This window comes from Xanthomonas sp. 3058, from assembly GCF_014199765.1.
In the GTDB taxonomy this organism is placed as follows: Bacteria; Pseudomonadota; Gammaproteobacteria; order Xanthomonadales; family Xanthomonadaceae; genus Xanthomonas; species Xanthomonas campestris_B.
In genome coordinates, this window is the sequence record NZ_JACHOF010000006.1 from 119,625 (window position 1) to 144,937 (window position 25,313).

27 protein-coding genes are annotated in these 25,313 nt (G+C 65.4%); 12 read left to right on the top strand and 15 right to left on the bottom strand.

Annotation, left to right across the window (positions count from 1 at the left end):
* Positions 1–76 precede the first annotated feature (76 nt).
* The gene (locus tag GGR61_RS10450; RefSeq protein ID WP_184407295.1) at positions 77–751 is read left to right on the top strand and encodes a GntR family transcriptional regulator; all 675 of its coding nucleotides are present in this window, start codon (positions 77–79) and stop codon (positions 749–751) included.
* A gap of 162 nt (positions 752–913) precedes the next feature.
* Here the strand turns inward: GGR61_RS10450 and GGR61_RS10455 are convergent, their stop codons facing one another.
* The 5 genes from GGR61_RS10455 to ubiH form a co-directional block, all read right to left on the bottom strand.
* Positions 914–1,948 (bottom strand): transporter, encoded by a 1,035-nt coding sequence (locus GGR61_RS10455; protein WP_184621328.1) that lies wholly within the window; start codon positions 1,946–1,948, stop codon positions 914–916.
* Positions 1,949–2,069: 121 nt separating this feature from the next.
* Positions 2,070–2,501, bottom strand: coding sequence for a nuclear transport factor 2 family protein (locus GGR61_RS10460; protein WP_184407297.1), 432 nt, complete (start codon positions 2,499–2,501; stop codon positions 2,070–2,072).
* Positions 2,502–2,584: 83 nt separating this feature from the next.
* Positions 2,585–3,304 (bottom strand): alpha/beta fold hydrolase, encoded by a 720-nt coding sequence (locus GGR61_RS10465; protein WP_184407298.1) that lies wholly within the window; start codon positions 3,302–3,304, stop codon positions 2,585–2,587.
* A 126-nt stretch (positions 3,305–3,430) separates the two neighbouring features.
* Positions 3,431–4,612: a UbiH/UbiF family hydroxylase gene (locus GGR61_RS10470; protein WP_184621329.1), complete on the bottom strand. Its 1,182-nt coding sequence runs from the start codon at positions 4,610–4,612 to the stop codon at positions 3,431–3,433.
* Positions 4,609–5,817: a 2-octaprenyl-6-methoxyphenyl hydroxylase gene (gene ubiH / locus GGR61_RS10475; protein WP_184621330.1), complete on the bottom strand. Its 1,209-nt coding sequence runs from the start codon at positions 5,815–5,817 to the stop codon at positions 4,609–4,611. The genes GGR61_RS10470 and ubiH overlap by 4 nt, the downstream gene beginning before the upstream one ends.
* Positions 5,818–6,000: 183 nt before the next feature.
* Here ubiH and GGR61_RS10480 point away from each other — a divergent pair, with 183 nt between their 5' ends.
* The 10 genes from GGR61_RS10480 (at position 6,001) to GGR61_RS10525 (ending at position 15,920) form a co-directional block, all read left to right on the top strand.
* Complete coding sequence (locus tag GGR61_RS10480; RefSeq protein ID WP_184621331.1) at positions 6,001–6,579, top strand: hypothetical protein; 579 nt, start codon at positions 6,001–6,003, stop codon at positions 6,577–6,579.
* A gap of 1 nt (position 6,580) precedes the next feature.
* Complete coding sequence (locus tag GGR61_RS10485; RefSeq protein ID WP_184621332.1) at positions 6,581–7,138, top strand: cob(I)yrinic acid a,c-diamide adenosyltransferase; 558 nt, start codon at positions 6,581–6,583, stop codon at positions 7,136–7,138.
* A 38-nt stretch (positions 7,139–7,176) separates the two neighbouring features.
* A complete protein-coding gene (locus tag GGR61_RS10490; protein WP_184621333.1) occupies positions 7,177–8,085 on the top strand; it encodes a histone deacetylase family protein in 909 nt (302 codons plus the stop codon).
* 126 nt (positions 8,086–8,211) lie between these two features.
* The gene (lptD, locus tag GGR61_RS10495) at positions 8,212–10,641 is read left to right on the top strand and encodes an LPS-assembly protein LptD (RefSeq protein ID WP_184621334.1); all 2,430 of its coding nucleotides are present in this window, start codon (positions 8,212–8,214) and stop codon (positions 10,639–10,641) included.
* Positions 10,638–12,038 carry a peptidylprolyl isomerase gene (locus GGR61_RS10500; RefSeq protein ID WP_184621335.1) on the top strand — a complete coding sequence of 467 codons (1,401 nt, stop codon included), beginning with the start codon at positions 10,638–10,640 and terminating at the stop codon, positions 12,036–12,038. Before lptD ends, GGR61_RS10500 begins: the two co-directional genes overlap by 4 nt.
* A 4-nt stretch (positions 12,039–12,042) precedes the next feature.
* Complete coding sequence (gene pdxA, locus GGR61_RS10505) at positions 12,043–13,011, top strand: 4-hydroxythreonine-4-phosphate dehydrogenase PdxA (protein WP_184407306.1); 969 nt, start codon at positions 12,043–12,045, stop codon at positions 13,009–13,011.
* 107 nt (positions 13,012–13,118) lie between these two features.
* Entirely contained in the window at positions 13,119–13,907 is a 789-nt protein-coding gene (gene rsmA / locus GGR61_RS10510) for a 16S rRNA (adenine(1518)-N(6)/adenine(1519)-N(6))-dimethyltransferase RsmA (protein ID WP_184407307.1), read from the top strand.
* Positions 13,908–13,943: 36 nt separating this feature from the next.
* On the top strand, positions 13,944–14,327 hold the full coding sequence (gene apaG, locus GGR61_RS10515; protein WP_184407308.1) for a Co2+/Mg2+ efflux protein ApaG: 384 nt from the start codon (positions 13,944–13,946) through the stop codon (positions 14,325–14,327).
* A gap of 28 nt (positions 14,328–14,355) precedes the next feature.
* Complete coding sequence (locus tag GGR61_RS10520; protein ID WP_184407309.1) at positions 14,356–15,303, top strand: symmetrical bis(5'-nucleosyl)-tetraphosphatase; 948 nt, start codon at positions 14,356–14,358, stop codon at positions 15,301–15,303.
* A 155-nt stretch (positions 15,304–15,458) separates the two neighbouring features.
* On the top strand, positions 15,459–15,920 hold the full coding sequence (locus GGR61_RS10525; protein ID WP_184621336.1) for a hypothetical protein: 462 nt from the start codon (positions 15,459–15,461) through the stop codon (positions 15,918–15,920).
* 66 nt (positions 15,921–15,986) lie between these two features.
* Here the strand turns inward: GGR61_RS10525 and GGR61_RS10530 are convergent, their stop codons facing one another.
* The 7 genes from GGR61_RS10530 to GGR61_RS10560 all read right to left on the bottom strand — a co-directional run bounded on the left by GGR61_RS10530 (position 15,987) and on the right by GGR61_RS10560 (position 21,250).
* Complete coding sequence (locus GGR61_RS10530) at positions 15,987–16,481, bottom strand: dihydrofolate reductase (RefSeq protein ID WP_184621337.1); 495 nt, start codon at positions 16,479–16,481, stop codon at positions 15,987–15,989.
* 67 nt (positions 16,482–16,548) lie between these two features.
* Entirely contained in the window at positions 16,549–17,343 is a 795-nt protein-coding gene (locus tag GGR61_RS10535; protein ID WP_184621338.1) for a thymidylate synthase, read from the bottom strand.
* Positions 17,340–18,230, bottom strand: a complete 891-nt coding sequence (lgt, locus tag GGR61_RS10540) for a prolipoprotein diacylglyceryl transferase (protein WP_184407313.1) — start codon at positions 18,228–18,230, stop codon at positions 17,340–17,342. Before lgt ends, GGR61_RS10535 begins: the two co-directional genes overlap by 4 nt.
* A gap of 54 nt (positions 18,231–18,284) precedes the next feature.
* A complete protein-coding gene (locus GGR61_RS10545; RefSeq protein ID WP_184621339.1) occupies positions 18,285–18,776 on the bottom strand; it encodes a TPM domain-containing protein in 492 nt (163 codons plus the stop codon).
* Complete coding sequence (locus tag GGR61_RS10550) at positions 18,776–19,675, bottom strand: TPM domain-containing protein (protein ID WP_184621340.1); 900 nt, start codon at positions 19,673–19,675, stop codon at positions 18,776–18,778. The genes GGR61_RS10545 and GGR61_RS10550 overlap by 1 nt, the downstream gene beginning before the upstream one ends.
* Before the next feature lie 302 nt (positions 19,676–19,977).
* Positions 19,978–20,616 (bottom strand): LemA family protein, encoded by a 639-nt coding sequence (locus GGR61_RS10555; RefSeq protein ID WP_184621341.1) that lies wholly within the window; start codon positions 20,614–20,616, stop codon positions 19,978–19,980.
* Between the two features lie 253 nt (positions 20,617–20,869).
* The gene (locus tag GGR61_RS10560) at positions 20,870–21,250 is read right to left on the bottom strand and encodes a diacylglycerol kinase (protein WP_184407317.1); all 381 of its coding nucleotides are present in this window, start codon (positions 21,248–21,250) and stop codon (positions 20,870–20,872) included.
* 182 nt (positions 21,251–21,432) lie between these two features.
* Between GGR61_RS10560 and GGR61_RS10565 the strand changes: the two genes are divergently transcribed.
* Entirely contained in the window at positions 21,433–22,134 is a 702-nt protein-coding gene (locus GGR61_RS10565; RefSeq protein ID WP_184407318.1) for an SGNH/GDSL hydrolase family protein, read from the top strand.
* Between the two features lie 253 nt (positions 22,135–22,387).
* Here GGR61_RS10565 and GGR61_RS10570 read toward each other — a convergent pair whose 3' ends face one another.
* The 3 genes from GGR61_RS10570 to GGR61_RS10580 all read right to left on the bottom strand — a co-directional run bounded on the left by GGR61_RS10570 (position 22,388) and on the right by GGR61_RS10580 (position 25,285).
* Positions 22,388–23,659 carry a HAMP domain-containing sensor histidine kinase gene (locus GGR61_RS10570; protein WP_184621342.1) on the bottom strand — a complete coding sequence of 424 codons (1,272 nt, stop codon included), beginning with the start codon at positions 23,657–23,659 and terminating at the stop codon, positions 22,388–22,390.
* A gap of 142 nt (positions 23,660–23,801) precedes the next feature.
* A complete protein-coding gene (locus GGR61_RS10575; RefSeq protein ID WP_002811889.1) occupies positions 23,802–24,515 on the bottom strand; it encodes a response regulator transcription factor in 714 nt (237 codons plus the stop codon).
* Positions 24,516–24,616: 101 nt separating this feature from the next.
* Positions 24,617–25,285, bottom strand: coding sequence for an arylesterase (locus GGR61_RS10580; RefSeq protein ID WP_184621343.1), 669 nt, complete (start codon positions 25,283–25,285; stop codon positions 24,617–24,619).
* Positions 25,286–25,313: the final 28 nt, after the last annotated feature.

Sequence of the window (25,313 nt, forward strand, 5' to 3'; positions counted from 1 at the left end):
TCTGCAAGACCTTTATACAAGCAATTGCGAGTTTCCCCCTTTCGAAGGAACGTGCGCTGCGGTACGGCGCGAGAGAATGGAGCCAATGGCGAACAACCATCGATTGCAAGCGGTCCAGCAGCTACGCGAATTGATCCTGTGCGGCACCTTTGCCCCCGGCGAGCGCATTACCGAGGCGGCCCTGGCCGAGCGCCTGGCCATTTCGCGCACGCCCATTCGCCAGGCGCTGCCGGCGTTATGCCAGGAGGGCCTGCTGGTGCAGGTCGGTAACCGTGGCTATGCGGTACGGCGCTTCAGCCAGCAGGAAAGCCTGGATGCCCTGGCGGTGCGCGCGCTGATGGAGGGCATGGCGGCGCGCACGGTGGCCGAACAGGGCGCGTCGGCCACATTGCTCTCCACCCTGCACGATTGTCTGTGCGAAGGCGACCGGCTGTTTGCCAAGCACAGCCTCGATGCCGGCGATGAGCAGACCTACGGTGCGATCAATGCCCGCTTCCATCGCGCCATCGTGGTGGCGGCCAACAAACCGATCCTCACCGAGACGGTGGACCGCTGCACGCTGGTGCCGTTCGTCAGCCCGGTCAACGTGGTGTTCGGTCAGCGCTCTGCCACGCTGGCCTATGACGATCTCTATTACGGGCACCGCCAGCATGGTGCGATCGTCGCGGCTATCGAGCAACGCGATGGCGCGCGTGCGGAATTGCTGTTCCGCGAACATGCCAATACGCAGCGGCACAGCATGGGGCTATGAGTCTTCGGAATGTACGGTGCCGTGCAGAGGCAATGGCATCGATGCACGTGTAGCGCTCGTCGGTCGTCTCTGCGAGACACGAACACGCAAACGGCAAACCACGGCTTTATTCCACGATGCACGCCGACCACGACAGTCAGCGTGCATGCCAGCTTGCATGCGCTATAGCGAGTGCACGAACATCAGATTGAAGCTGTTGCCGGCCACCGAGTTCTTCACCTTGATCGGCATGTACACGTTGAAATTGAGCACATTCTTTTGGTCCATGCGCCAGGACAGGCCGGGACCCAGATAGACCTGCGTGCGCTTGCTGTCCGGCACACGCTGGTCATTGGTGCGGTTGTCTTTCAACTGCTGCAGGTAGTAGCCGTTCAGACCCACGCGCCACTGCTCGTTGAGTTTGAGCGACGTGGCCAGATTGACCCACACCGCATCGCCGGCCTGTCCATTGCGGAAACGGAACCCGGGAATCGGCGGCACCCCGCCGGCGCGGCTGGTGCGAAAGTTGTACAGGTAATTGATGCGCGCACTGATTTCCCAATCATCGCTGGGTTGCACGGTGAATGCCCAATGCGGCACCACCGACCAGAACCCGGTGCTTTGATTGACCGCCTTGTCGCGGTCGAACTTACCCACCGGCGCAAACGCATCGACTGCGAAACGCTGGAAAAAAAACACCCGCCCATCGCGCATCACCGGCGGCATCTGCAGTGCCGGCCCGAACGAAATGTCGCCCATGCCGAAGCCGTTGCTGCTCAATCGCACCGGGCTGTCAGCGGCAAACGCGGTGTCGTAATTGACCAGCGGCACGATGGCATTGAAGCTCAGCGAGCCGCTTTTCCAGGTGTAGGGCGTCACGTAGATGAGCTGTGTGAGCAACACGCTGACATCGACCTGCGGATCGCGAAAGGCAGGCGAATCGTCGCCGCTCGCGTTCTTGATGGCATTCAAGTTGGAGTGACGCAGATATTCGATGACGGTCCAGCCGGGCGTCAGCGAGCCGAAGCCGTCCATGAAACTGGTGCCGCCAAGATTGATCCCTTGTGGAGGTGCGGCTGTTTCCGGCACTGCTTGCGCCAGCGCAGCACTCGGCAATGCGGCAGCGAACAACGCCCCCGCAACCAATGAACACGGCCGGCGTGGCAGTGCACGTGACAGGACAGAGCGGCGACGGGCGGGGATGCGAACGCGTTCCACTGGGCGAATCTCCAATGCAAAGGGATAGATGACTGCGAGCGCGACGTGGGGGGAGAAAGCGGGACGGCAACGCGCGGCGCGAAACGCGCGCCAGTACCGTGCCTGTGCGGGTGATTGCGGCTCAGCTGCCGATACGCAGCAACAACGTTCCAAGGCGTTGCTTGAACAACCAACGCTCCTGCTCGAAAACCAGTACATCGTCGAAACTGCCAAGCAACGCGGGTGCTTGCGCGCTCCACGGCGGCGGCGACGACGACGTATCGGCGGCGGTGTAGAGCAGCACGTTGCTGTGCGCGTGCGCCAATGTGGGCGATTGAATGCTGACCAGGGTGTTGAGCATCAGATGACACGTGGTGCGCGGCGGGCGCTCGCGAAAGGCCTGCAGAATCGCTGCACGGCCATGCACCGGCGCATCGGGCGCGCTCGGGCGCGCAAACACGCCATCGTCAGTGAACAATGCAGCGAGTTGCTCGTGATCGTGGCGATCGTTGTACAGCGCGAACCGGCGGATCAATTGCTCGCAGGCAATGGTGATCGATGCATCGTCGTGCATGCAGCCTCCTTGAAGTCCAGCCAATACCGGTCGGCGCGGTCAGCAACTGCCGCTGTTACGCAGACACTGCGTCACCTGCGCCATCACGCGGCCTGCAACCAATCGCGCAACGCCACCGTCACCGCAGCGGGTGCTTCCACCGGCGCCATATGCCCGCAATCTTCGAATACGGCCAGGCGCGCCTGCGGAATCTGCCGCGCCATGTCTTGATGCCGTGCCAGCGGGCTCCAGGCGTCCTGGCGCCCAACCCCCAGCAAGGTGGGGCAGCGGATCTGCGCAAGCACCGGCGCGGCATCCGGGCGCTCCAGCAACGCGTTGACCTGGCCAGCGAAGCTCTGCGCGGTTTGGCGCTGCACCATCGCGCTGAGGTCTTGCATCAAGCCGGCATCGGCGATGCGTGCGGGGTGCAGCATCGGTGGCAACCACGCCAGCGCCAGCGCATCCATGCCTTGCGTCTGCGCCAGATCCACCAGCGCCTGGCGCTCCTCGCGTTCGCCATCGCGACGCGGCGCAATGCCGGTATCGAGCAGTGCCAGCTGCGTCACGCGCTCGGGCGCCTGACGCATGATCTCCAGCGCAACCCGCCCACCCATCGAATGCCCGGCCAACGCAAACCGTGGCGGTGCGCCCGCCAGCACATGGGCAGCCATCTGCACGATGCTGTCGAACCCGGGGAAATCCAGCACCTGCACATCGGCCAGATCCGCCAGCGCGTCGCGCTGCGGCTGCCAGATGGCGGCGTCGCAGAGCAGGCCGCTGAGCAGCAACAAGGTGGGTCTGGACGTATGCGAAACGGAAGTCATGCCGCGACTGTAGCCACCCCGGCCGCGTGCGTCGTATGGAAGATGCGGCCTACGCTATAATCGTAAAGACATAGATCATCGGCTGTGCCGGCTAGCCAGAGAGCAGGCCGGCAGACGTAAGATTGCTTACGCGCCGCCGGATGCCCGTTGCCACAACACATCGACCAGCGGCGGCAGCCTGCCGGCCAGGCCGAGCACCGATCCACGCAGCAGGGTCAGGTGCATCTCGTCGTTGGAAAACACGTTGTTGATCGCATCGAAACCGTACGCGGCCACGGTATTTTCGCTGCGGCGGGTGCGCGCCCAGCGCTGCAGCCGGTGTGGAGCGGCCCAGTCCGCACGTTTGGCGAGCGCGGCGCGCACTTCCGCGCGCAGTGCAGCGACATCGCGCAGGCCCAGGTTGACGCCCTGCCCCGCCAGCGGATGCACCACATGCGCGGCGTCGCCCAGGGTCAGCACGCGGCCACTGACGTACTGCTCCACCAATTGCCGTTGCAGCGGGAATGCTGTGCGTGCGGAGGCCACACGCACTTCACCCAGGCGCGCGGCAAAGGCCTGGGTCAGCTCGCGCGAAAACGCCGCATCGTCCAGTTCCAGCACACGTTCGGCATCGCTGTCGGGCAACGTCCAGACAATCGAACTACGGCCATCGGCAAACGGCAGGAACGCCAGTGGCCCGGTGGTCAGAAACCGCTGCCAGGCAGTGGCTTGGTGCGGCTGTTCGGTCTCCACGAAGGCAACCACGCCCCGTTGTGCGTAGGCGTGCCGCGACACCGGCAGGCCGGTCAAATCGCGCAAGGTGGACGACGCACCATCGGCCGCGATGGCAATGGCCGCTTCCAGCCGGCTGCCATCGTCCAGGCGCAGGCGCACGCTGCCGGCGTCCTGCTCCAGTTCGGCCACGCGCGCCGGGCAATGCACTTCGATCCCTGCGCTGTGCACGGCCGCCCACAGGCGATCGACCAGCAGCGCATGTTCGACGATCCAGCCGAGTTGTTCGCGGCCCAACGTATCGGCGTCAAAGCGCAGCTCGCCGCCACCGCCGGCATCCCAGACCCGCATGCGCCGGTATGGCTGCACGCGCGCGTCGCGCACGGTCTTCCATACGCCCAGGCTGTCCAGCAGCGCGGCGTTGTCGGCGGCGAAGGCATACACACGCAGATCGGGCTGATCGGCATGCCAGCGCGCGGGCTCGCGCCCTTCCACCAGCGCAACGCTCAAACCAGCGTCGGCCAGCGCCAACGCGCAGGCGGCGCCGACCACGCCGCCGCCGACGATCACCGCATCGCGCGTACCGCGGCGGCTCATGCGATGCCCCGGCACAGCTGCGGCACATCGCCACGGAAACCCATCGCCCCGCCGACCAGCATCGATTGCAGCGGCGCGGCCTGCGAGGTGGCGAGCAATCCCAGACTGCGTAGCGGCCGCAGCAGCGGTGCCGGATTGCCGGTCAGCCGCGCCAGCCCGCTGGAGAAGCCGATCGTCTGCTCGCGGTCCACGCGTCGACGCGCCACATAGTCGGCCAGCAACGCGCCGGCCCCGGCATCGCTGCGATCGTGCTCGATCAGTTCGGCCAGTGTCAGCGCGTCGCGCAATCCCAGATTGAAGCCCTGCGCACCGATGGGGTGCAGCGTCTGCGCCGCGTTGCCGAGCAGCACCACGCGCTCGACGCTCAGGTCGTTGGCCAGCACCTGCACCAGCGGATAGGCGCTACGTTCGCCGCTGGCGACAAAGCGCCCGGCGCGCCAGCCGGCCGCACGCTGCAGCCGGGCCAGCCAGCCGGCCTCGTCGAGCGCGGCGACCGCCTCGGCCTCGGCGCGCGCCACGCAGTGGATCGCGCCGTAATGGCGGTCGCCCCGCGGTAGCAGCGCGGTCGGCCCATGCTCGCCGAAGCGCTCCCATGCGGTGCCATCCGGCGGCCGGGAGGCGCGCACGCGGGCGACGAACAAGGTCTGCAGGAAATCGTGCGTGTCGGTCTCGATGTGCAGCAGTTCGCGCACCGCGCTGTGCGTGCCATCGGCACCGACCACCAGCTTGGCGCGGATGCGCTGCTCGCCGTCGTCGGTCGCCAGCCGTACCGTGCGCACGCCGGCCTGCACCGGCTCCACGCCGATGCAGCGCGCCGGACGATACCGGCGCAGCCGCGTCAGTTCGTCCAGGCGTGCCTGCAGGGCATCGCCGAAGTCGCGGGCCACCACCACTTGCCCAAAGCAGTCGCGGCCGTAGTCGGCGGCATCCAGTTGCACGCGCCCGAAATCGCCGGCGCGGCTGACATGGATGCGCCGGATCGGCCCGGGCGGGCTGCGCAACTTGGCCATCACGCCCAGCGCGCCCAACGCATTGATGGTGGCGGCGGCGAAACTCAGATTGCGTTGGTCGAACACAGCCGGCGGCGTGCCGGCCGAAGTGACTTCCACCAGCCCGACATCCAGGCCGAGGCGGTCCAGCGCAATCGCCAGGCTGGAGCCGACCAGGCCGCCGCCAACGATCAGAACGTCATGTGGGTCTGTCATCCGCACATGATAAGCCCTCGCCTGCAACGCATCGCGAGCCCCGGATGGGACACGTTGACGCGTCTGCCGGTCCGCCGCGCCCTGACTACCTCCCCGCCGCCGGGCGCCGCAGACCTGGCGGTGGCGCGGGTGCGCCAGGTTCCACGCTACACTCCCGGACCTGCAATCCGGCTACTTCCGCGCATGACTTCTCGCTCGCACGACACCCTGATTCTGAGCCTGCTCGCCATCCTGATGGCGGCCACGCGGATCAATCACTTCGCGCCGGTCCCGGACGCGTCCTGGGCGGTGTTCTTCATCGGCGGGTTCCATCTGGCCGCGCGCAGCAAACTGGCGTTCCCGCTGCTGATGGGCCTGGCGGTCGCGGTGGACTGGCTGGTCATCACCCAGCAGGGCATGAGCTTCTGGCAGCACTACTGCGTGTCGCCGGCGTACTGGTGCCTGATGCCGGCCTATTTCGCGCTGTGGGCCGGTGGGGTGTGGCTGCGCCGGACCTATCACGGCGCGCAATGGAGCGCGCTGGCCCGGCTGGTACCCGCGCTGCTGATCGCCGTGGCGGTGTGCCAATTGATCGCCCAGGGCAGCTTCTACTGGATCAGCGCCAGCGTGGCCGAGCCGACCCTGGCCGGCTGGTTCAAGAATTACACCGACTGGCTGGGCCCCTATCTGCGCAGCGCCGCGCTCTATGTTGCGGCGGCAGCGCTGATCCAGGTCGCCGCCGAGCGCCTGACCACCGCGCACGGCCAGACCCAGGCCGGCTGAGATGGGCAACCGGCTTTCACGTATCTATACGCGCACCGGCGACGACGGCAGCACCGGGTTGGGCGATGGCAGCCGGACCGGCAAGGACGCCTTGCGTGTCAACGCCTACGGCACTGTGGACGAGGCCAATTCGGCCATCGGCGTGCTGTTGGCTGCGCCCGGCGTGCCCACCGCGATCGCCGAGCTGCTGACCACCGTGCAGCACCAGCTGTTCGACCTGGGCGGCGAGCTCTGCATCCCCGGCCATGCTGCGATCGAGGCGGCCGATATCCAGGCGCTGGAGCGCCACCTGGACCACTTCAACGACAGCCTGCCGCCGCTGCAGGAATTCATCCTGCCGGCCGGTGGCGAAGCGGCCGCGCGCTGCCACCTGGCCCGAACCATCGTGCGCCGGGCCGAGCGCGAGACTGTCGCACTGTCGCGCCAGGAAGCGTTACGCGGCGAGGCGATCGGCTATCTGAACAGGCTGTCCGACCTGCTGTTCGTGCTGGCACGCGTGCTGGCGCGCGTGGATGGCCAGCAGGAAGTGCTCTGGCGGCACGACCGCCGGCGCGCTTGACCATGCGCCTGGCTCGGCGGAGAGGCTAGATTTGCCCCATGTTGGTCTTTACCCACCCCGCCTGCCTCGGTCACGACGCCGGCCCTGAGCATCCCGAGAGCCCCGCCCGCCTGGAAGCGGTGATGCAGGCCTTGCGCGACGCATTCCCGGATCTGGACTGGCGCGAGGCGCCGCTGGCCAAACTCGGCGACCTGTGCCGCGTGCACGAGCGCGCACAGGTAGACGCGGTGCTGGAAACTGCCTTCGAAGGCCATCACCGCCTCGACGTGGACACCGTGATGTCGCCCGGCTCGCGGGCGGCGGCATTGCGCGCAGCCGGTGCCGGCATCGCCGCGGTCGACGCGGTGATGCAGGACCTCAGCCGCACCGCCTTCTGCGCCGTGCGTCCGCCCGGCCACCACGCTACCGGTCAGGTGTCGATGGGCTTTTGCCTGTTCAACAATATCGCCGTGGCCGCCGCCCACGCCCGCGACCGGCATGGGCTGGAACGGATCACCATCGTGGATTTCGACGTCCACCACGGCAACGGGACGCAGGCGATTTTCGAGCGCGACCCCTGCGTGCAGTATCTGAGCACCCATCAGTCCGGGCTGTATCCGCACTCGGGCAGCGTCCACGAGCGTGGCATCGGCAACATCCACAATCTGCTATTGCCGCCGGGCAGCGACGGGCTGCGCTTCCGCAATGTGTGGGAGGACGAGATGCTGCCGCTGATCGATGCGTTTCGCCCGCAGCTGATCCTGATTTCCGCCGGCTTCGATGCGCATCTGCGCGATCCGCTGGCCGACCTGATGCTCGACGAGGACGATTTCGCCTGGCTGACCGGCGCCCTGCGCGCCCTGGCAGAGCGGCATGCGCGCGGACGGATGGTGTCCATGCTGGAAGGCGGTTACGACCTGCAGGCGCTACGCGAAAGCAGCGTGGCGCACGTGGCTGCACTCCGTTGAGCCACTCCGGCGCGCCAGTCGCGCCCCTGTTGGCGATGAACCTCGCCCACCCGGTCAGGGAGTTCTTCATTGCCCCCATGCGGGGTATACGGCAAGCTAGTCGCCATTTTATTGGTTGAATCACGCGTGCGCCGAGCTCTCCGCCTGCTGCCCCTGCCTTTGAGCATCGCCATCTGCCTCCCGGCAATGGCTGCCGACAAGCCGTTGAACTGGGGATTGTGCCCGGCCGTGGACCCGCTACCTGGCTTCGACGGCGCCCCCGCCGCCGACCCCAAGGCCGCCGAGATGCGCCAGCAGCTGCCGACCAATGTCGAAGGCGACCAGCTGTCCGGCACCAGCACCACCCCGCAATACCAGGGCAATGTGGCGCTCAAGCGCGGCGACCAGTTCCTGGGCGCGGACAACCTGCGCATGGACACCGAGACCGGCAACTACATCGCCGAAGGCAATGTCCGCTACCAGGACACCTCCTTCCGCATGGTCGCCGACCGCGCCGAAGGCAATCAGGACACCGACGCCCACAAGGTCACCAACATCCAGTACCAGTTGGTAGACCGGCGCGGCAACGGTGCGGCCGAATCGGTGGATCTGCAGGGCCAGGTCGGGCAGATGCATCGCTCGACCTATACCACCTGCGACCCCTCGCAGCCGATCTGGCGGGTGCGCGCGCCGGAGATCGACGTCGACAACGAAGAGGGCTTCGGCACCGCACGCAACGCCGTGCTGCAGATCGGCAAGGTGCCGGTGCTGTACTTCCCCTGGTTCAAGTTCCCGATCGACGATCGCCGCCAGACCGGCCTGTTGTTTCCGCAGTTCGGCCTGTCCGGCCGCAACGGCTTCGATTACCTGCAGCCGATCTACCTCAACCTGGCGCCGAACTACGACGCGACGCTATTACCGCGCTACATGAGCAAGCGCGGCTTCATGTTCGGCACCGAATTCCGCTATCTATACGCCAACGGCCGCGGCGAAGTCACCGGCAACTACCTGCCCAACGACAAGTTGCGCGACAAGGACCGTGGCAGCGTCTTCTATAGCGGCTACCACAACCTCAATACCCACTGGCAGGCGCGCAGCAGCATCTCCTGGGTCAGCGACACCCGCTACATGGAGGATTTCAACAGCCGCATCAACGGCATGGGCTCGGCCTCCAGCCTGCAGAGCACCGTGGGCATCTACGGCACCGGCGAGACCTGGACTGCGGGTCTGATGGCCGACCGCTGGCAGCTCACCGATTACACACTTGATGAGCAGTCGCTGCCCTACAACCGGCAGCCGCGCGCCTATTTCACCTGGGACAAGCCGTTCGGCATCTTCGAGGCCGGCGTCTACGCAGAAGCAGTGCGCTTCACCCATGACGATTCGTACCAGGTAACGTTCACACCAAACAGCGGCAACAATAATAACAACGGTAATGAGTACGTCCGTACCAATATCCGCAACAAGGAGTACGGCAGCGGCTCGCGCCTGGACGTCAAACCGTACATCTCGATGCCGTTGTCGGGCGCGGCCTGGTTCCTGACGCCCACCTTGGCCTGGCGCTATACCGCCTACCAACTGGATTCGAAACTTGCGACCACCGCGCCGCTGACCGGCAACCGCTCGCCCACCCGCAGCTTGCCGATCGCCTCGCTCGATGCCGGCCTGTACTTCGACCGCGAAACCTCGGTGTTCGGCACCAACTATCTCAATACGCTGGAACCGCGCATGTACTACCTGTACGTGCCGTACCGCGACCAGAACGATCTGCCGGTCTTCGACACCCGTCCGTTCACCTTCAGCTACGGACAGCTGTTTCGCGATTCGCGCTACACCGGTGCCGACCGCCAGAACGATGCCAACCAGCTGACCCTGGCGGTGACCTCGCGCTGGTTGCGTCAGGACGATGGCCGCGAAAAGTTGTCGTTGAGCGCGGGCCAGATCCTGTATTTCAACGATTCGCTGGTCAGCATCAACAACAGCACCAACGCCGCAGCCGGTAGCGAACAGACCATCGATCAGGGCAAGTCCGCCTGGGTGGCCGATGCCAGCTACATGATCAACGACCGCTGGTCGATGGGCGCCACGTACCAGTGGAACCCGAACTCGCGCAAGGAAGATCTGGCCAGCCTGCGCACGCGCTATCTGCTCAACAACGACGGCATCATCAATCTGGCGTATCGCTACCGTCGCGATCTCAACAGCAATAGGGACCAGCTTGAGCAGGCCGACTTCTCGTTCCTGTATCCGATCAATCCCAGCTGGAGCGCGGTCGGCCGTTATTACTACTCGCTGCTGGACCGCAAGCCGCTGGAAATCATCGGCGGCGTGCAGTGGGACAGCTGCTGCCTGGCGGTACGCGGGCTGGTGCGCCGGTTCGTGCGCAACCGCAACGGCGAGATGGACAACTCCATCCAGTTCGAGTTCGTGCTGAAGGGCCTGAGCTCGTTCGGGCAGAACACGGACCGCACTTTGCGCCGTGCTATTCTCGGCTATTACCGCGACGACCTGTATCTGGTCCCGCCCAGCAACACCACGCCTAATCCGGACGATTACGATCCGAACTTGATTCCATGACCAAGCCTTTCTCCGTTCTTCTTGCCTCGTTGCTGGTCATCACCAGCACGGTTTCGCCGCTGGCCTCGGCACAGCAATCCCAGCCACTGGATCGCATCGCTGCCATCGTGGACGAAGACGTGGTGCTGCAGAGCGAGCTTGATCGCGCTGTGCGCAACGTCAAGTCGCAGTACGCCGGTCGCGAAAGCCAGCTGCCGCCGGACGATGTCCTGCAGCGGCAGGTGCTTGAGCGCCTGGTCCTGGTCAAGTTGCAGGTCAGCCGCGCCGATGGCAACGGCATCCGTGTCAGCGACGATGAGCTCAACCGCGCCATCGCCAGCATCGCCCAGCAGAACGGCACCACAGTGGATGGCCTGCGCCAGAAGCTGGCCGCCGACGGCATGGGCTACGGCGATTTCCGCGCTTCGGTGCGCGATGAAATCATCGTGCAGCGTCTGCGCCAGAGCTTTGCGCAAGGCCGCATCAGCGTCAGCGAAGGTGAAGTGGATACCGCGCTGGCCCAGCAGGCCACCACCGGTAGCCAGTACCACCTGGCGCACATCCTGGTCGGCCTGCCGGAAGGCGCGACCGCCGATCAAATTGCCACCGGCCAGAAGAAGGTCGACGGCGTGAAGGCATTGATCGACAAGGGCGAGCTGGACTTCGCAGCGGCCGCAGTGCGCTATTCCGATAGCCCGAACGCATTGGAAGGCGGCGACCTGGGCTGGCGCAGCCTGGACGAAATCCCCAACGCATTCGCGCAGCTGATCCGCGACATGAAGCCGGGCCAGGTGGCCGGCCCGTTGCGTGGCCCGAGCGGCTTCCAGTTGCTCAAGCTGGTGGAAATGCGCGACGCCAATTCCGGCGCTGAAAAGAAGCTGGTCACTGAATACAACGCACGCCATATTCTGGTGCGTGTCAGCGACAACCAGACCGAAGAGCAGGCCAAGGCCAAGATCGACACCTTGCGTGCGCGCATTGCCGGTGGTGCCGACTTCCAGGCAACGGCCAAGGAGTCCTCCGAGGACACCAACAGCCGTAGTCAGGGCGGTGATCTGGGCTGGTTCCCGGCCGATGCGTTCGGCCCGGATTTCGGCACGCAGGTGGGAGCGTTGGCCGATGGCGCGGTGTCTGCACCGTTCCGCACCCAGGCTGGCTGGCATATCGTGCAGCGCGTGGCGAGCCGCCAGACCGACGTCAGCGCCGAAAACCAGCGCGCCCAGGTCCGTGAAACGATCGGCCGTCGCAAGCTGGAAGAAGAGTACAACCGCTACCTGCAGGAACTGCGTGGCGAAGCGTATGTGAGCTTCCGCACCGGCGACCGCGCCGATGGCGACGCCTCGGCGGTTCCGGCCAAGCCGGCAGAACCGGCCGCGCCTGCCGCACCGACACCGCCGCCGGCCAAGCCGACGCGCTGAGTTGATGCTTCCGTCGCTCGCGCTGGTGCCAGGCGAGCCGGCCGGGATTGGGCCGGAACTCTGTGTCCGGCTCGCCCAACGTCCGCGTGCCGACGCACACCTGATCGCCTACGCCGATCCCGATACCCTGCACAGCGCCGCAAAGGCGCTGTCGTTGTCTGTGCGGCTGCTCGACCCGGATCAACACGCACGTGCGCCCGGCGACTTGCCGCTGCATCCGATCCGCCAAGCCGTCCCTACCCGGTTTGGCACGGCAGACCCCGCCAACGCAGCGGCCGTGATTGCCGGCCTGCGTGGCGCTGCCGGTGACTGCCTGTCCGGCACGCTGCAGGGCATCGTCACCGGCCCGGTGCACAAGGCGGTGATCAACGCCGGTGGCATCCCCTACACCGGCACCACCGAACTGCTTGCCGAACAGGCCGGCTGCCCGGTGGTGATGATGCTGGCCAACGCCATCGTGCGCGTCGCCCTGGTCACCACCCACCTGCCACTGCGCGCAGTGGCCGATGCGATCACCGCCGATGCCGTCACGCGCTGCCTGCGCATCACCGACGCAGCAATGCGCCGCGACTTCGGCCTGGACAGTCCGCGCATCGCCGTGCTCGGCCTCAACCCGCACGCGGGCGAGGACGGGCATCTGGGCCGCGAGGAACTGGACATCATCCTTCCGGTGCTGGAGCAGCTACGCGGCGAAGGCATGCAGCTGATCGGGCCGCTGCCGGCCGATACCGCGTTTTTGCCGCAAAAACTGCCAGGATTCGATGCGGTGGTGGCGATGTATCACGATCAAGGCCTGCCGGTGCTCAAGTACAGCGGCTTCGAACAGGCGGTCAACATCACGCTCGGGCTGCCCTACCCGCGTGTGGCGGTCGATCATGGCACCGCACTGGAACTGGCCGGGCGTGGCATTGCCGATCCGTCCAGCCTGATGGCAGCGACCGACTTGTGCGCGCGCCTGGCCGCGCGCGGCTGAGTCAGGCGCGGTGCGTGCGATGGACGGCGCGCACCACGCATCCTGCCCATCGCGATGCGCACAGCACCGGCGCCGCGTGCAGGCGCTGGCTCCGTTAAACTGCGCGCATGAATCATTCTTTCAGCGCACCGGCCAAGAAGTCGCTTGGCCAGCACTTTCTTGCCGACCGGTACTACATCGACCGCATCGTGCAGGCAGTGGACCCGCGCGCCGGCCAACACCTGGTCGAAATCGGCCCCGGCCAGGGCGCGATCACCTTCCCGCTGCTGCGCAAGCACGGCGCATTGACCGTGATCGAATTCGACCGCGACCTGATCGCCCCCTTGACCGAGGCCGCCGCACCGATCGGCACGCTGAGCATCATCCATCGCGACGTGCTCAGCGTGGATTTCACTGCGCTGGCCGATGGCACACCGATCCGCCTGGTCGGCAACCTGCCCTACAACATCTCCTCGCCGATCCTGTTCCATGCGCTGGACCATGCCGCTGCGGTGGCCGACATGCACTTCATGCTGCAAAAAGAAGTGGTCGATCGCATGGCCGCCGGTCCCGGCAGCAAGGTCTACGGGCGGCTGAGCGTGATGCTGCAGGCGTATTGCGAGGTGACCGCGCTGTTCGTGGTGCCGCCGGGCGCGTTCCGGCCGCCACCGAAGGTGGACTCGGCAGTGGTGCGGCTGGTGCCGCGCGATCCGGCCACGGTGCAGATCAAGGATCGCCGGCGCTTTGCCGACGTGGTGCGCGCGGGCTTTGGCCAGCGCCGCAAGACCTTGCGCAACGCCTTGTCCACTGTCTGCGAACCGGCGCATTTCGAGGCCGCGCAGGTGCGTCCGGATGCACGCGCCGAACAACTCGAGGTCGCGGATTTCATCCGTCTGGCCAATGTCGAGCTGGCTTGAGCGCTCCTCCCACACTGTTTTATTTAGACTTTCGCCATGCAAGATGATCCGCGCTACCGGGTCGAGGTCGAGGTATCGCCCCGCTTCCTCGCTCATCAATCGACCCCGGACGAAGGCCGCTATGCCTTCGCCTACAGCATCCGCATCCAGAACGCGGGCGCCGTGCCTGCGCGCCTGATCGCGCGTCACTGGCGGATCACCGACGCCAACGGGCGCACCGAGCAGGTCGATGGCGAAGGCGTGGTCGGCGAGCAACCATGGCTGCGCCCCGGCGAAGCATTCACTTACACCTCCGGCGTCCTGCTGGAGACCGAGCAGGGACAGATGCAAGGCCACTACGACATGGTGGCCGACGATGGCACCGAATTCACCGCTCCGATCGCCGCCTTTGTGCTGAGCGTACCCAGGACGCTGCACTGATGACTGCTGGACTGATGGAGCGCACGCGATGAGCGTCTGGGCAATTGGCGATCTGCAAGGGTGTTACGACATCACCCAGCGCTTGCTGGAAAAAATCAATTTCGATCCCGCACAGGACACGCTGTGGTTCTGCGGCGACCTGGTCAACCGCGGCGGTCAATCGCTGGAAACACTGCGCCTGGTGCATTCGCTACGCGCGCACAGCGTGGTGGTGCTGGGCAATCACGATCTGTCGCTGCTGGCGATCGGCGCGCGCTCGGAAGAAGAACAGCGCAAGGTCAACCCGGATCTGCAGCGCATCGTGCTGGCCGAAGACCGCGACGTCCTGCTCGACTGGTTGCGCATGCAGAAGCTGGCGCACGTGGACCGCGCGCTGGGCTGGATGATGATCCACGCCGGCCTTGCGCCGAAGTGGACCACCCAGATGGCCGAAAAACACGCGCGCGAGGTCGAGCAGCAACTGCAGGGCGGCGGCTACCGCAAACTGCTGCGCAACATGTACGGCGATCAGCCCGGTTGGTCGCCGGGCTTGAGCGGCTACGACCGTAGCCGGGCGATCATCAACCTGTTCACGCGCATGCGCTATTGCACGCCGCGCGGGCGCATCGCCACCGACGACAAGGGCACGCCAGGCACGCAGGCACAAGGCCTGTATCCGTGGTTCGAAGTGCCGGGCCGGGTCGAGCGTGATCTGAAGATCGTCTGCGGCCATTGGTCCGCGCTCGGGCTGACCATCACGCAAGGCGTGCATGCCATCGATACCGGCGCGGTGTGGGGCGGCAAGCTCACCGCCCTGCAGCTGGATACCGACGACCTGCGCGTGGTGCAGGTGCCGGGAATGCCGATCACCCAGCCAACGCAGACCGCGCAGCGCAACCGTCCGCCACGCCGCCGTCAACGCCAGCGTGGCGGTGGCGGTGGCGATACTGCAAACGGCAATTCCACTCCGCCCCCAACCGCTCCCGCCGCAGACTGAAGTCGCGGGCTTGTTCGGTATGTGGGTTGCAGCCGTGCCGCCGGCCATGACCCCGGCGACACAGGGTGGCGATATCGCGTATCCACCACGCGACCGACACTGTGTCAGGCTCGGCCTCCAACGCACCGACAAAAGCGCCCAGAGGAGATGTCAGCATGAATCGTGGTGACGCGTTGAGAAAGAAGTTTGCAGCGAAGGCGGCGGCGAATCCGTTTGACGCAGTAAAGGCCGATTTCAACGAGAGGCTTGACGACATCCTGCTCGCAGAAAAAAACGCAGGCGCTGCGTCGACCCTGTTCGTCGATAGGCTCTATGCGGCCTTTACTGCTGAAAGGCCTTCGGATCTGCAGACATGGCTCGGTCAGAAGCTGACCGGTCTGTTCGTGAGCATCGACAAGAAGCCGCAATGGGCATTCGAACCGAGCTGGTGTTTCGAAGACGGAGTTCCGCTCGAATTTCTGCATCAGTTCGAGGATGACGACCAAGCAACCTTCTACGTCTTCCGCGGCCATAGAGAAGGCATGATTGCAGGCGTGAAGGGCAAGCTGCGGTTTATCAAGCTGGTGGCGCAAACCCGCGCGGGGAATGTCCTGCTCGACGGCGAAATCGTCGGTTAGCTGCCTCGGCCAGGATCATGGCGACCGACGTCACTGGGATCGAATCACCCGCTTGCCAGTCAGCCCTTAACGCCGCCGATAATCCACATACTCGAATGCAAAGGCATGTCGCGCATCGGCCTCATGCGCTTGGCGCTGTACGGGCTCCCACACGGCCGGGTCGATCGGCGGAAAGTAGGTGTCGGCCTGTTCCACCCTGGTGTCCACTTCGGTCACGGCCAGCAGATCGGCACGCTCCATGACCAGGCGATACACCTCGCCGCCACCGATCACGCACAGCTCCTGCGCATCGGTCGCAGCAGCCTGCGCAATCGCCTCATCGATCGAGCCCACCGCCTGCATGTCGGCGAACGGAACCTGCCCGGAACGCGTCAGCACCAGATTCAATCGCCCGGGCAATGCACGCCCGAGCGACTGCGCGGTCTTGCGCCCCATCAGGATCGGCTTGCCCAACGTCAGCGCCTTGAAGCGCTTGAGATCGTCCGGCAGTTTCCAGGGCAGCTCGTTGTCGCGGCCGATGGCATTGTCGCGGTCGAAAGCGACGATCAAGATGATTTTCATGCAGCCGAGCTTATCCCTTCAACCATCAACCCGGCGTGTGGCATCACCATCTACCTGCACGCAATACTCACACCGCCACTGGCGCCTTGATCGCCGGATGCGGGTCGTACCCCTCGATGGCGATGTCTTCGAAGCGAAATGCGAACAGATCTGTGACCTCGGGGTTCAGGCGCAAGATCGGCAGCGCGCGCGGCGCGCGCGTCAGTTGCTCGCGGGCCTGCTCGAAGTGATTCGAGTACAGATGCGCGTCGCCCAGCGTATGCACGAAATCGCCCACGCCCAGCCCGGTGGCCTGCGCCACCATATGGGTCAGCAGCGCGTAGCTGGCGATGTTGAACGGCACGCCGAGAAAGATATCGCCGCTGCGCTGATACAGCTGGCAGCTGAGCTTGCCGTCGACCACATAGAACTGGAACAGGCTATGGCACGGCATCAATGCCATCTGCGGCAGTTCGCCGACATTCCAGGCGCTGATCACCAACCGGCGTGAATCCGGGTTGCGCTTGATCTCGTCCACCAACCATTGCATCTGGTCGATCTCGACCCCGTCCGGTCCGGTCCAGCGCCGCCACTGCTTGCCGTACACCGGGCCGAGATTGCCATCGGCATCGGCCCATTCGTCCCAGATGCGAACCTGGTTGTCCTTGAGATAGCCAATGTTGGTGTCGCCCTGCAGAAACCACAGCAGCTCATGGATGATCGAGCGCAGATGCAGTTTCTTGGTGGTGACCAGCGGAAAACCGGCATTGAGGTCGAAACGCATCTGCCAACCGAAGACGCTGCGCGTGCCGGTACCGGTGCGATCGGATTTTTCCGCGCCGTGTTCCAGCACGTGCTGCAGCAGGTCCAGATACGGCTTCACTTGACAGCCTCCACGCTCGGGCTCTCCACCACCACCGGCTGCAACACCGGCGCGCGGCGCGAGATGGCCAGCAGCACCAGGCCGCCGACGATCAGCGGCAGGCTGAGTATCTGGCCCATCGTCAACCAGTTGAAAGCCAGGTAGCCGATCGGCGCGTCGGGCACGCGCACGAATTCGACGATGAAACGGAACACGCCGTACAGCAGCGCGAACATCCCCGACACCGCATAACGCGCACGCGGTTTCATCGAGAATGCCCACAGCACCACGAACATCACCACGCCTTCCAGCGCGGCTTCGTACAGCTGCGAAGGATGGCGGGCAAACCGATTCAGCGCACCGGCGGCATATTGCGCCTGGATCTGCGACGGCATCAGATTGGCCAGCTCCGGCGCATGCGGGAAGATCACGCCCCAGCCGGCCTGGGTGAACTTGCCCCACAGCTCGCCGCCGACGAAATTGCCGAGCCTCCCGAAGCCAAGGCCCAACGGCACCAGCGGCGCCACGAAATCCATCACGTCGAAGAAGTGCAGCCGATGCCTGCGTGCCCACAACCCGCAGGCGATCAGGACGCCAAGCAAGCCGCCATGGAAGCTCATGCCGCCTTCCCACACCTTGAACAGGATCACCGGGTTGGCCAGAAAGGTGTCGAACGCGTAGAACAGCATGTAGCCGATGCGCCCGCCCAATACCACCCCGAGCATGCCGTAGAACAACAGGTCGGAGAACCCGTCCATGTCCACGCCAGGCAGACGGCCGCGCAGGATGCGCGAGCGCCCCAGCGCCCAGGCGGAGAAAAACGCAGCCAGGTACATCAACCCGTACCAGTGCACCTGCACCGGGCCAAGCGAGAAGGCAATGGGGTCAATGGCGTGCAGATAGATCATGCGGACCGCGGATCACGAAAAAGCGAGGCGTCTATTCTGACACCTCGCACGCGCTCAGCCTAAGAGCTGCGGACGATCGGGCAGCTCGTCTTCATGCTGCGCACCTGCAACGGCCGGGAAATGCTCGGTCAGCACATCGGTGACCGCTTCGATCCCGGCCAGCACCGCCGCTTCGTGCTCGCCATCGCGCAGGAACTGCTGCATGCGCCGGCACACCTCGGCCCACTGTGCCTCCGGCACCCGGCTGCGCAGGCCACGGTCGGCGACCACCTCGATGGCGTGATCGGCCAGCAGCAGATAGATCAGCACCCCGTTATTGGCTTCGGTGTCCCATGTGCGCAGGCGGGCGAAGGCCTGCTCGGCGCATTGACGCGCGGTCTGCCCGCGCCATAACGCGGCCAGCGGCAAGTCGGACTCCACCGCCACCATGATCTGCCCGGTGTGGCTGCGCTCGCTGGACGCCACCGCCGCAGCGATTGCATCCATGCAACTGGGCGGAAAACTACGCTGCGTCGAAGGCGAAAAAACATGCTTGAGCCACCGCATTACCAACTCCCCGAGGCGCCACCGCCTCCCGATGATCCGCCACCCCCACCCCAACCGCCGCCGCCACCGAAGCCGCCGCGACCACCGCCGCCGCCAAACCCACCGAATCCGCCGCCGCCCCAGCCACCGCCGCCGACAACCCGTCCGGGCGAGCCCGAGGCCAGGCCCGCCAGCAAACCGATCACCGCAGCGCCCACACTGGCCAGCAGCAATGAGGTGAACAGCAGGGCCGCGCCCCCCGCAGCGACACCGGTCAGCAACGCACGCAGCGGCCGCGGCAACGCCCCGAGAATGCCGCGCGCGGCCATGGCGGCCACAAATCCGACGAACAGCGCCATGATCCAACCACCTGCGCGGTTGTCGCCCGTTCCAACATCGGCGTGTCCGCTGACCGGCGCCGGCAGGGCTTCGCCTTCGATCAGGCCGGCCAGCGTCGCGGTCGCAGCGCGGATGCCGCCTGCGTAGTCGCCCTCACGGAAGCGCGGTGCCAGGTACTCCTGAATGATGCGGTTGGCCGTGATGTCGGGGATCGCGCCTTCCAGGCCGTAACCGGGCTGGATGCGCACGCGGCGGTCGTCCTTGGCCACCAGCAGCAATACACCGTCGTCCACGCCCTTGCGGCCGATCTTCCACTGGTCGAACACGCGTTGGGTGTATTCCTCGATCGCCTCCGGCTGCGTGGTCGGCACGATCAGGATCTGCAGTTGCGCGCCTTTGCGCTGCTGCAGGGCCAGCGCCTGCTGCTCCAGCTGCTGAGTCTGCGTTGCATCCAGCGTGCCGGTGAGATCGACCACCGGCGAGCGCAATGGTGGAATGGCGGCAAGGTCCTGCGCGAGCAGCGAGGCCGGCAGCAGCAGAAGCGCGATTATCCAAACTACCCATCTGTGCGTTTGCCGCATTACCTAACTCCTGACCTGAGCATTGCGATTCGGCCGTTCCCCTCTCCCACCGCGAGAAGGTGCCCCGTAGGAGCCGATAAGGGTACGCGCGAAGCGACATGCCGTTGGCGCTGCCCAAGGGCTTCGCCACCGTGCCCTCACCCCAATCCTTCTTCTGCAAGGAGAGGGGTCGATGTTCCGCGTCCGAGCGTTGTTAGTGACCCAGCAGGCGATGAACAGGGCGACATGGCAAACCTGGCGCGTGTCCCGACAGCTCGTGAATGAGATCGCGCCGTTTTTGACACTGCGCAGGCTGCATGTATTTATTGTGCGGGCTGCGGTTGTTGTGGTTGCTGTGCTGGCTGCTGCAGCGCCGGTTGATTGCCGAAATCCACCTGCGGCGCGCGCGAGATCTGCGCTTCGTTTTCCACGCTGAAATTGGGCTTGGGCTGGTAGCCGAAGATCTTGGCGGTGATCACCTGCGGGAACGAGCGGATATAGGTGTTGTAGTCCTGCACCGCCTGGATATAGCGACCGCGCGCCACGGTGATGCGGTTTTCGGTGCCTTCCAGCTGCACCTGCAGATCGCGGAACGCCTGGTCGGACTTGAGCTGCGGATAGTTTTCGCTGACCACCAACAACCGCGACAGCGCACTACCGAGCTCGCCCTGCGCCTGCTGGAATTGCTTCAACGAGGCTGCGTCATCGGCATTGACCTGGATCTGTCCGACACGCGCGCGCGCGTTGGTCACTTCGGTCAACACCTGACGCTCCTGCTGGGCATACCCCTGCACGGTGCGCACCAGGTTGGGAATCAGATCGGCGCGGCGCTGATATTGATTGAGCACCTCCGACCAGCCGGCCTTGACTCCCTCTTCCTTCTGCTGGATCGCGTTGTAGCCGCAACCTGACAGCGAGACGGTCAGAACCAGCAACACCAGGGCGCGAATCAGGACGGGCATGCAGGCGATTCCGTTGAAAGAGAACCCGAGCATGCCACGTGGCAGGTCAAGCCGGCATGCACATGTGCCCGCGTGGCAGCGCAGGCAGGCGAGCCCAGCTCGATGCTGGCAACCAGCAGGATGTACGGCACGCTACGCGGCCAAGCGACACGCGCGCTGGCGCATCGCACGCCACGCACGTCTGCACGCACTTGCTCGTCCCATGCCTGTCACAACCGTCCAGCCGCTATCGGCGCCGACAACGGCCCGCTGTTCAGAACAAGCGTGGCAGCAGAATCAGCCCCCAGCACAGCAGCACATTGATCAACAGCAGGAATACCGCCGCCGAGCCCATGTCCTTGGCGCGACCGGCCAGCACGTGATGCTCCGGGCCGTAACGCTCGATCACCGCTTCGATCGCCGAGTTCAGCAGTTCGGCCGCCAGCACGATCAGCAGCGGTGCGATCAGTGCGATGCGCTCCAGACCCGACTGGCCGAGCCACAGCCCCAGCGGTACCAGCACCACGGCAAGACAGACCTCCAGCCGAAACGAGGATTCATGCAGCCACGCCGCACGCAATCCCTGCCACGACCAGACCGCTGCCTTGAGCATGCGGCGCGGGCCGCGCGGCACGTGTCCCAGTTGATCGGCCATGCGTCAGCGCTTCCGGCCGCAAGGGCATGTCGAGGAACGGATCGAACGCATGGCGTGGTCGCTGCTGAGGAAAGTGCGAATCTTGCACCGTGCCGCCGCGCACCGCCAGGTGCCGGCGGGTTTGCCCTCAGCCTGCAGCGTGTCGCACCATGACGGCCCGCTGACTGCCGCAGGTTCTCCGCATGATCAAACATCCCTTGCGCACGCTGCTGTGCGCCCTTGTGTTGCTGTCCAGCCAGGTCCAGGCCGCCGCGCTGCATCCGGCGCCGCAGGTGCCGGCACAGGTGTCCAATGCCGCGTGGGAAGACGACATGCAGCGCTTCGAAGCCAGCGATGCGCGCCAGCCACCGCCCAAGCACGGCATCGTCTTCGTCGGCAGTTCATCGATCCGCTTCTGGGAGACGCTGGCGCAGGATTTTCCGGACAAGCCGGTGATCAATCGCGGCTTCGGTGGCTCGGAAGTGCGCGATAGCACCTGGTACGCCGATCGCATCGTCATCCCGTATGCGCCGCGCCAGGTCGTGCTGTATGCCGGCGACAACGATCTCAACAGCGGCCGCACGCCCGAGCAGGTGCGCGACGATGTGCTGGCGTTCGTGATGCGTATCCGCCGCGATCTGCCCGATGCGCGTATCAGCTACCTGTCGATCAAACCCAGTCCGTCGCGCGCGCAGTTGCTGCCTGCGGTGATCAAGGCCAATGAACTGATCAAGGCGGCACTGGCACCGCTGTCTCGCGTGGACTTCGTGGATATCTACACGCCGATGCTCGATTCCAGCGGCAAGCCGCGCGCGGAACTGTTCCGCGAGGACAGGCTGCACATGACCGCCGACGGCTACGCGATCTGGCGCAAGGTCGTGGCGCCCGTGTTGGAGCAGAAGTAGCCCGATCCAGAGCCGATCCGGCGGTTACGCTCGCCGGATCGGTTGTTTGATGGGCAGGCGACGTGCTGCGCTGGAATGACCGGTACATGCAGCCGGGTGCGCGGCGCGGCGGCAACGCGGCGGCTCAGCGCGCGTTATGCACCGCAGGATGCGATGCGTCGGTCCGCAACGGCGAAACGGCTGCGGCGTAGCGCCGGCTTGGCTGGCGCCCGCGCAAGCCGCGCCGGCGCATATCAGGTTGGCGACGCAGACCTCATGCCACCACCACCGCAACCGAGGTGCCGACGCCGGCCTCGCTATGCAACTCGATCCGCCAGCCGAAGCGGTCGCACAGCCGACGCACGATCGACAAGCCCAGGCCGGTGCCTTGCGGGCGCGTCGGATCGGCGCGGTAGAACGGCTCGAATGCACGGGCACGAGCCTCTTCGCTCATGCCGATGCCGGTATCGCGCACCACGATGCGGTCCTGGGTCACTTCCACGTCGATGCTGCCCGCGTCGGTATAGGCGCAGGCATTGCGCAGCAGGTTGCTGAGCACCACGCGCATCACCCGTGGCGGCGCGAACATCTGCAGGCTGCGGTCGCCCACCATGTGCAGAGCGACCGGCTTGTCGCCGAGCAGTTCGCGTGCGCTTTCGAGTTCTTCGCTGGCAAGCTCGGCGGCATCGAAGGTTTCGCTTTGCGGGTCGATCTCGGCTTCGCGCGCCAGGATCAGGAATGCATCGATTACCGCCTCCATATCGTGGCCTGCACGCTGGATGCGACGCAGGCTGCGCTGGGTGCGTGGCGACAATTCGTCGTCGGCCAGAGCCATGTCGCTGGCCACGCGGATCACCGTCAGCGGCGTGCGCAGTTCGTGGCTGGCGTCGCGGGTAAAATTGCGCTCGCGTGCGACATGGTCGCTGACCCGCTGCCCAAGCGCATGCAGGGCAGCGGCCAGCTGGCGCGTCTCACCCTGCAGCTCTGCCGGCAAGCGCTCCGGGGCGAGTTCATCCACGTCCGGGTTGCGTGGATCCCATTGCGAGACGCGGCGCGCCAGCCAGCTGATGGGCGACACCAGTCGCTTGGACACGCGATAGATGAACCAGGACACGCCGTAGATCGCCAGCAGCACGATCAGTGCCGGCACCACGCCAAACCACAGCGTCAGATGGGCCGCGCGCGCGCGCGGGAACACCAGATACAAGCGCCCTTGCGGACGTTGATCGACATATACCAACGCATCGGCGGCCGCCACCTCCCTGAAGCCAGGAGACAGCTGCCGCAGCGCGGCCGGCACCATGTCACGGCCGGCCCCGGCAGGCGAAAAATAGCCTTGGATATTGCGCGTCTCCGGGGGGCGATGATCCGGCGTGCTCCTTTGCATCCGCCAGAAATGCACGGCCTCGTCGGCGAGTACCGTGCGCACCAGGCTGTACTTGATGACAAAGGAGATGAGGTAGCCGCCAAGCACGATCGCAAGGCTCGCCAGCGCGACCTGCAGCAGGAAGGCAAGACGTATTTTTCTCGGGAGCCCGTGTGGCATTGCTGCATCCAGGGGAGAGCGCCGGATTATAGGCAACGCTTCCGTAAAACCGTCGTGCAATCAAGCGGCAGCACGCGGAAACGAGCGGCGCGGGGGCGCCTGCAGGAAATGCCGGTCGCCAGGGCGGCGACCGGCCGTGACATCAGGCCATCGGTTGGGCGATGTCGGCGATGCGATAGCCAGCGCTCTGCACGGTGTGCAGCAGCGGGCGGTCGAACGGCTTGTCGATGATCTTGCGCAGGTTGTACAGATGGCTGCGCAGGGTGTCCGAGTCCGGCAAGCCATTGCCCCAGATCTCGCGCTCGATTTCCTGGCGGGTGACCACACGCGGCGATTCGCGCATCAGGATGGTGAGCAGACGCAGGCCGATCGGCGAGAGCTGCAACTCGGTGCCGGCACGGGTGGCGCGCATGCTGACCGGGTCCAGCACCAGGTCGGCGACCTTGAGCACTTCCGAACCCACCTGGCGACGCTCGCGGCGGATCAGGGCACGCAGGCGCGCTTCCAGTTCCTGAATGGCGAACGGCTTGGTCAGGTAATCGTCGGCGCCGAAACCCAGGCCAGTGAGCTTGTCGTCGAGCGTGTCGCGGGCGGTCAGCATCAGGACCGGGGTGGACTTGCGTGCGTCGTTACGCAGGCGGCGGCACACTTCGATGCCGTCCAGGCGCGGCAGCATGAGATCCAGTACGACCACGTCGTAGCTGTTCTCGGCGGCCAGACGGTAACCGTCCAGTCCGTCCTGCGCGTAGTCGACCTCGAAGCCACGGCCTTCCAGGTACTCGCCGATCATTTCGGAGATGTTGCGATTGTCTTCGACGACCAGCACGAGGCCGGACGTTTCCTTGGTCTGACGCATGGACTTTCCTCGGTCTTCAGCTTTGTGAAACATGCCGGATCGGTAGTGGAAAGGGTGTGAAGACCAACTAACGTTTTATGACAGCAGCCAGTTGCCAGCTGTCAGTGTCCGAGCAGTGGGCGCAGCGCCGGCCAGACCGTTTCCAGCACCCTGGGCTGGGCTGCGGCCGTGGGATGCAGGCCGTCGGCCTGCATCAGACCGGGTTGCAGCGCGACCTTTTCCAGGAAGAACGGCACCAGTGCGGTCTTGTACTGCCTGGACAGATCGGCATAGGTGGCCTTGAGGCGCTCACGGTAAGCCGGGCCGTAGTTCGGTGGCACATCGATGCCGAGCAGCAGCACCTTGGCGCCGGCCTGCTGGCTGAGCTGGATCATCTTTTCCAGATTGCCCTTGAGCTGGGCCGGGGTCAGCCCGCGCAGCGCATCGTTGCCGCCGAGTTCGATCACCACCACGCCGGGGCGGTGCTTCTGCAGCAGGCCGCGCAGCCGCGTCAACGCACCGGAGGTGGTTTCGCCGCTGATGCTGGCATTGACGACCGCCGGTGGCGTCGCCATGTCACGCTTGAGGCGTTGGTCCAGCAAAGTGACCCAACCGGACTGTACCGGGATGTTGTGCGCAGCGCTCAGGCTGTCACCGACCACCAGGATCGGTGCGGTCGCAGCCGGACTTTTGGCAGAGGCAATCCCCGGCGCGAGCAGGGAGAGTGTCAGCAGCCACAGGACCAGCACGCCATATCGCAGTGTTCTTTCACGCATTCGGAGATTCCTCATCGACAGTCTGGCCCCCCGCTCCAGCACC

What these genes read in the sequence shown, in the direction of transcription:
- GGR61_RS10465 (WP_184407298.1), bottom strand. Translation starts at nt 3,304, where the DNA reads ATGACTTCCGTTTCGCATACGTCCAGACCCACCTTGTTGCTGCTCAGC.
- rsmA (WP_184407307.1), top strand. Translation starts at nt 13,119, where the DNA reads ATGAATCATTCTTTCAGCGCACCGGCCAAGAAGTCGCTTGGCCAGCAC.
- GGR61_RS10580 (WP_184621343.1), bottom strand. Translation starts at nt 25,285, where the DNA reads ATGAGGAATCTCCGAATGCGTGAAAGAACACTGCGATATGGCGTGCTG.
- pdxA (WP_184407306.1), top strand. Translation starts at nt 12,043, where the DNA reads ATGCTTCCGTCGCTCGCGCTGGTGCCAGGCGAGCCGGCCGGGATTGGG.
- GGR61_RS10545 (WP_184621339.1), bottom strand. Translation starts at nt 18,776, where the DNA reads ATGCGGTGGCTCAAGCATGTTTTTTCGCCTTCGACGCAGCGTAGTTTT.
- GGR61_RS10550 (WP_184621340.1), bottom strand. Translation starts at nt 19,675, where the DNA reads ATGCGGCAAACGCACAGATGGGTAGTTTGGATAATCGCGCTTCTGCTG.
- GGR61_RS10565 (WP_184407318.1), top strand. Translation starts at nt 21,433, where the DNA reads ATGATCAAACATCCCTTGCGCACGCTGCTGTGCGCCCTTGTGTTGCTG.
- GGR61_RS10570 (WP_184621342.1), bottom strand. Translation starts at nt 23,659, where the DNA reads ATGCCACACGGGCTCCCGAGAAAAATACGTCTTGCCTTCCTGCTGCAG.
- GGR61_RS10520 (WP_184407309.1), top strand. Translation starts at nt 14,356, where the DNA reads ATGAGCGTCTGGGCAATTGGCGATCTGCAAGGGTGTTACGACATCACC.
- GGR61_RS10460 (WP_184407297.1), bottom strand. Translation starts at nt 2,501, where the DNA reads ATGCACGACGATGCATCGATCACCATTGCCTGCGAGCAATTGATCCGC.
- GGR61_RS10485 (WP_184621332.1), top strand. Translation starts at nt 6,581, where the DNA reads ATGGGCAACCGGCTTTCACGTATCTATACGCGCACCGGCGACGACGGC.
- GGR61_RS10470 (WP_184621329.1), bottom strand. Translation starts at nt 4,612, where the DNA reads ATGAGCCGCCGCGGTACGCGCGATGCGGTGATCGTCGGCGGCGGCGTG.
- GGR61_RS10490 (WP_184621333.1), top strand. Translation starts at nt 7,177, where the DNA reads ATGTTGGTCTTTACCCACCCCGCCTGCCTCGGTCACGACGCCGGCCCT.
- GGR61_RS10555 (WP_184621341.1), bottom strand. Translation starts at nt 20,616, where the DNA reads ATGCCCGTCCTGATTCGCGCCCTGGTGTTGCTGGTTCTGACCGTCTCG.
- GGR61_RS10530 (WP_184621337.1), bottom strand. Translation starts at nt 16,481, where the DNA reads ATGAAAATCATCTTGATCGTCGCTTTCGACCGCGACAATGCCATCGGC.
- GGR61_RS10525 (WP_184621336.1), top strand. Translation starts at nt 15,459, where the DNA reads ATGAATCGTGGTGACGCGTTGAGAAAGAAGTTTGCAGCGAAGGCGGCG.
- GGR61_RS10500 (WP_184621335.1), top strand. Translation starts at nt 10,638, where the DNA reads ATGACCAAGCCTTTCTCCGTTCTTCTTGCCTCGTTGCTGGTCATCACC.
- GGR61_RS10560 (WP_184407317.1), bottom strand. Translation starts at nt 21,250, where the DNA reads ATGGCCGATCAACTGGGACACGTGCCGCGCGGCCCGCGCCGCATGCTC.
- lgt (WP_184407313.1), bottom strand. Translation starts at nt 18,230, where the DNA reads ATGATCTATCTGCACGCCATTGACCCCATTGCCTTCTCGCTTGGCCCG.
- GGR61_RS10575 (WP_002811889.1), bottom strand. Translation starts at nt 24,515, where the DNA reads ATGCGTCAGACCAAGGAAACGTCCGGCCTCGTGCTGGTCGTCGAAGAC.
- ubiH (WP_184621330.1), bottom strand. Translation starts at nt 5,817, where the DNA reads ATGACAGACCCACATGACGTTCTGATCGTTGGCGGCGGCCTGGTCGGC.
- apaG (WP_184407308.1), top strand. Translation starts at nt 13,944, where the DNA reads ATGCAAGATGATCCGCGCTACCGGGTCGAGGTCGAGGTATCGCCCCGC.
- GGR61_RS10480 (WP_184621331.1), top strand. Translation starts at nt 6,001, where the DNA reads ATGACTTCTCGCTCGCACGACACCCTGATTCTGAGCCTGCTCGCCATC.
- GGR61_RS10450 (WP_184407295.1), top strand. Translation starts at nt 77, where the DNA reads ATGGAGCCAATGGCGAACAACCATCGATTGCAAGCGGTCCAGCAGCTA.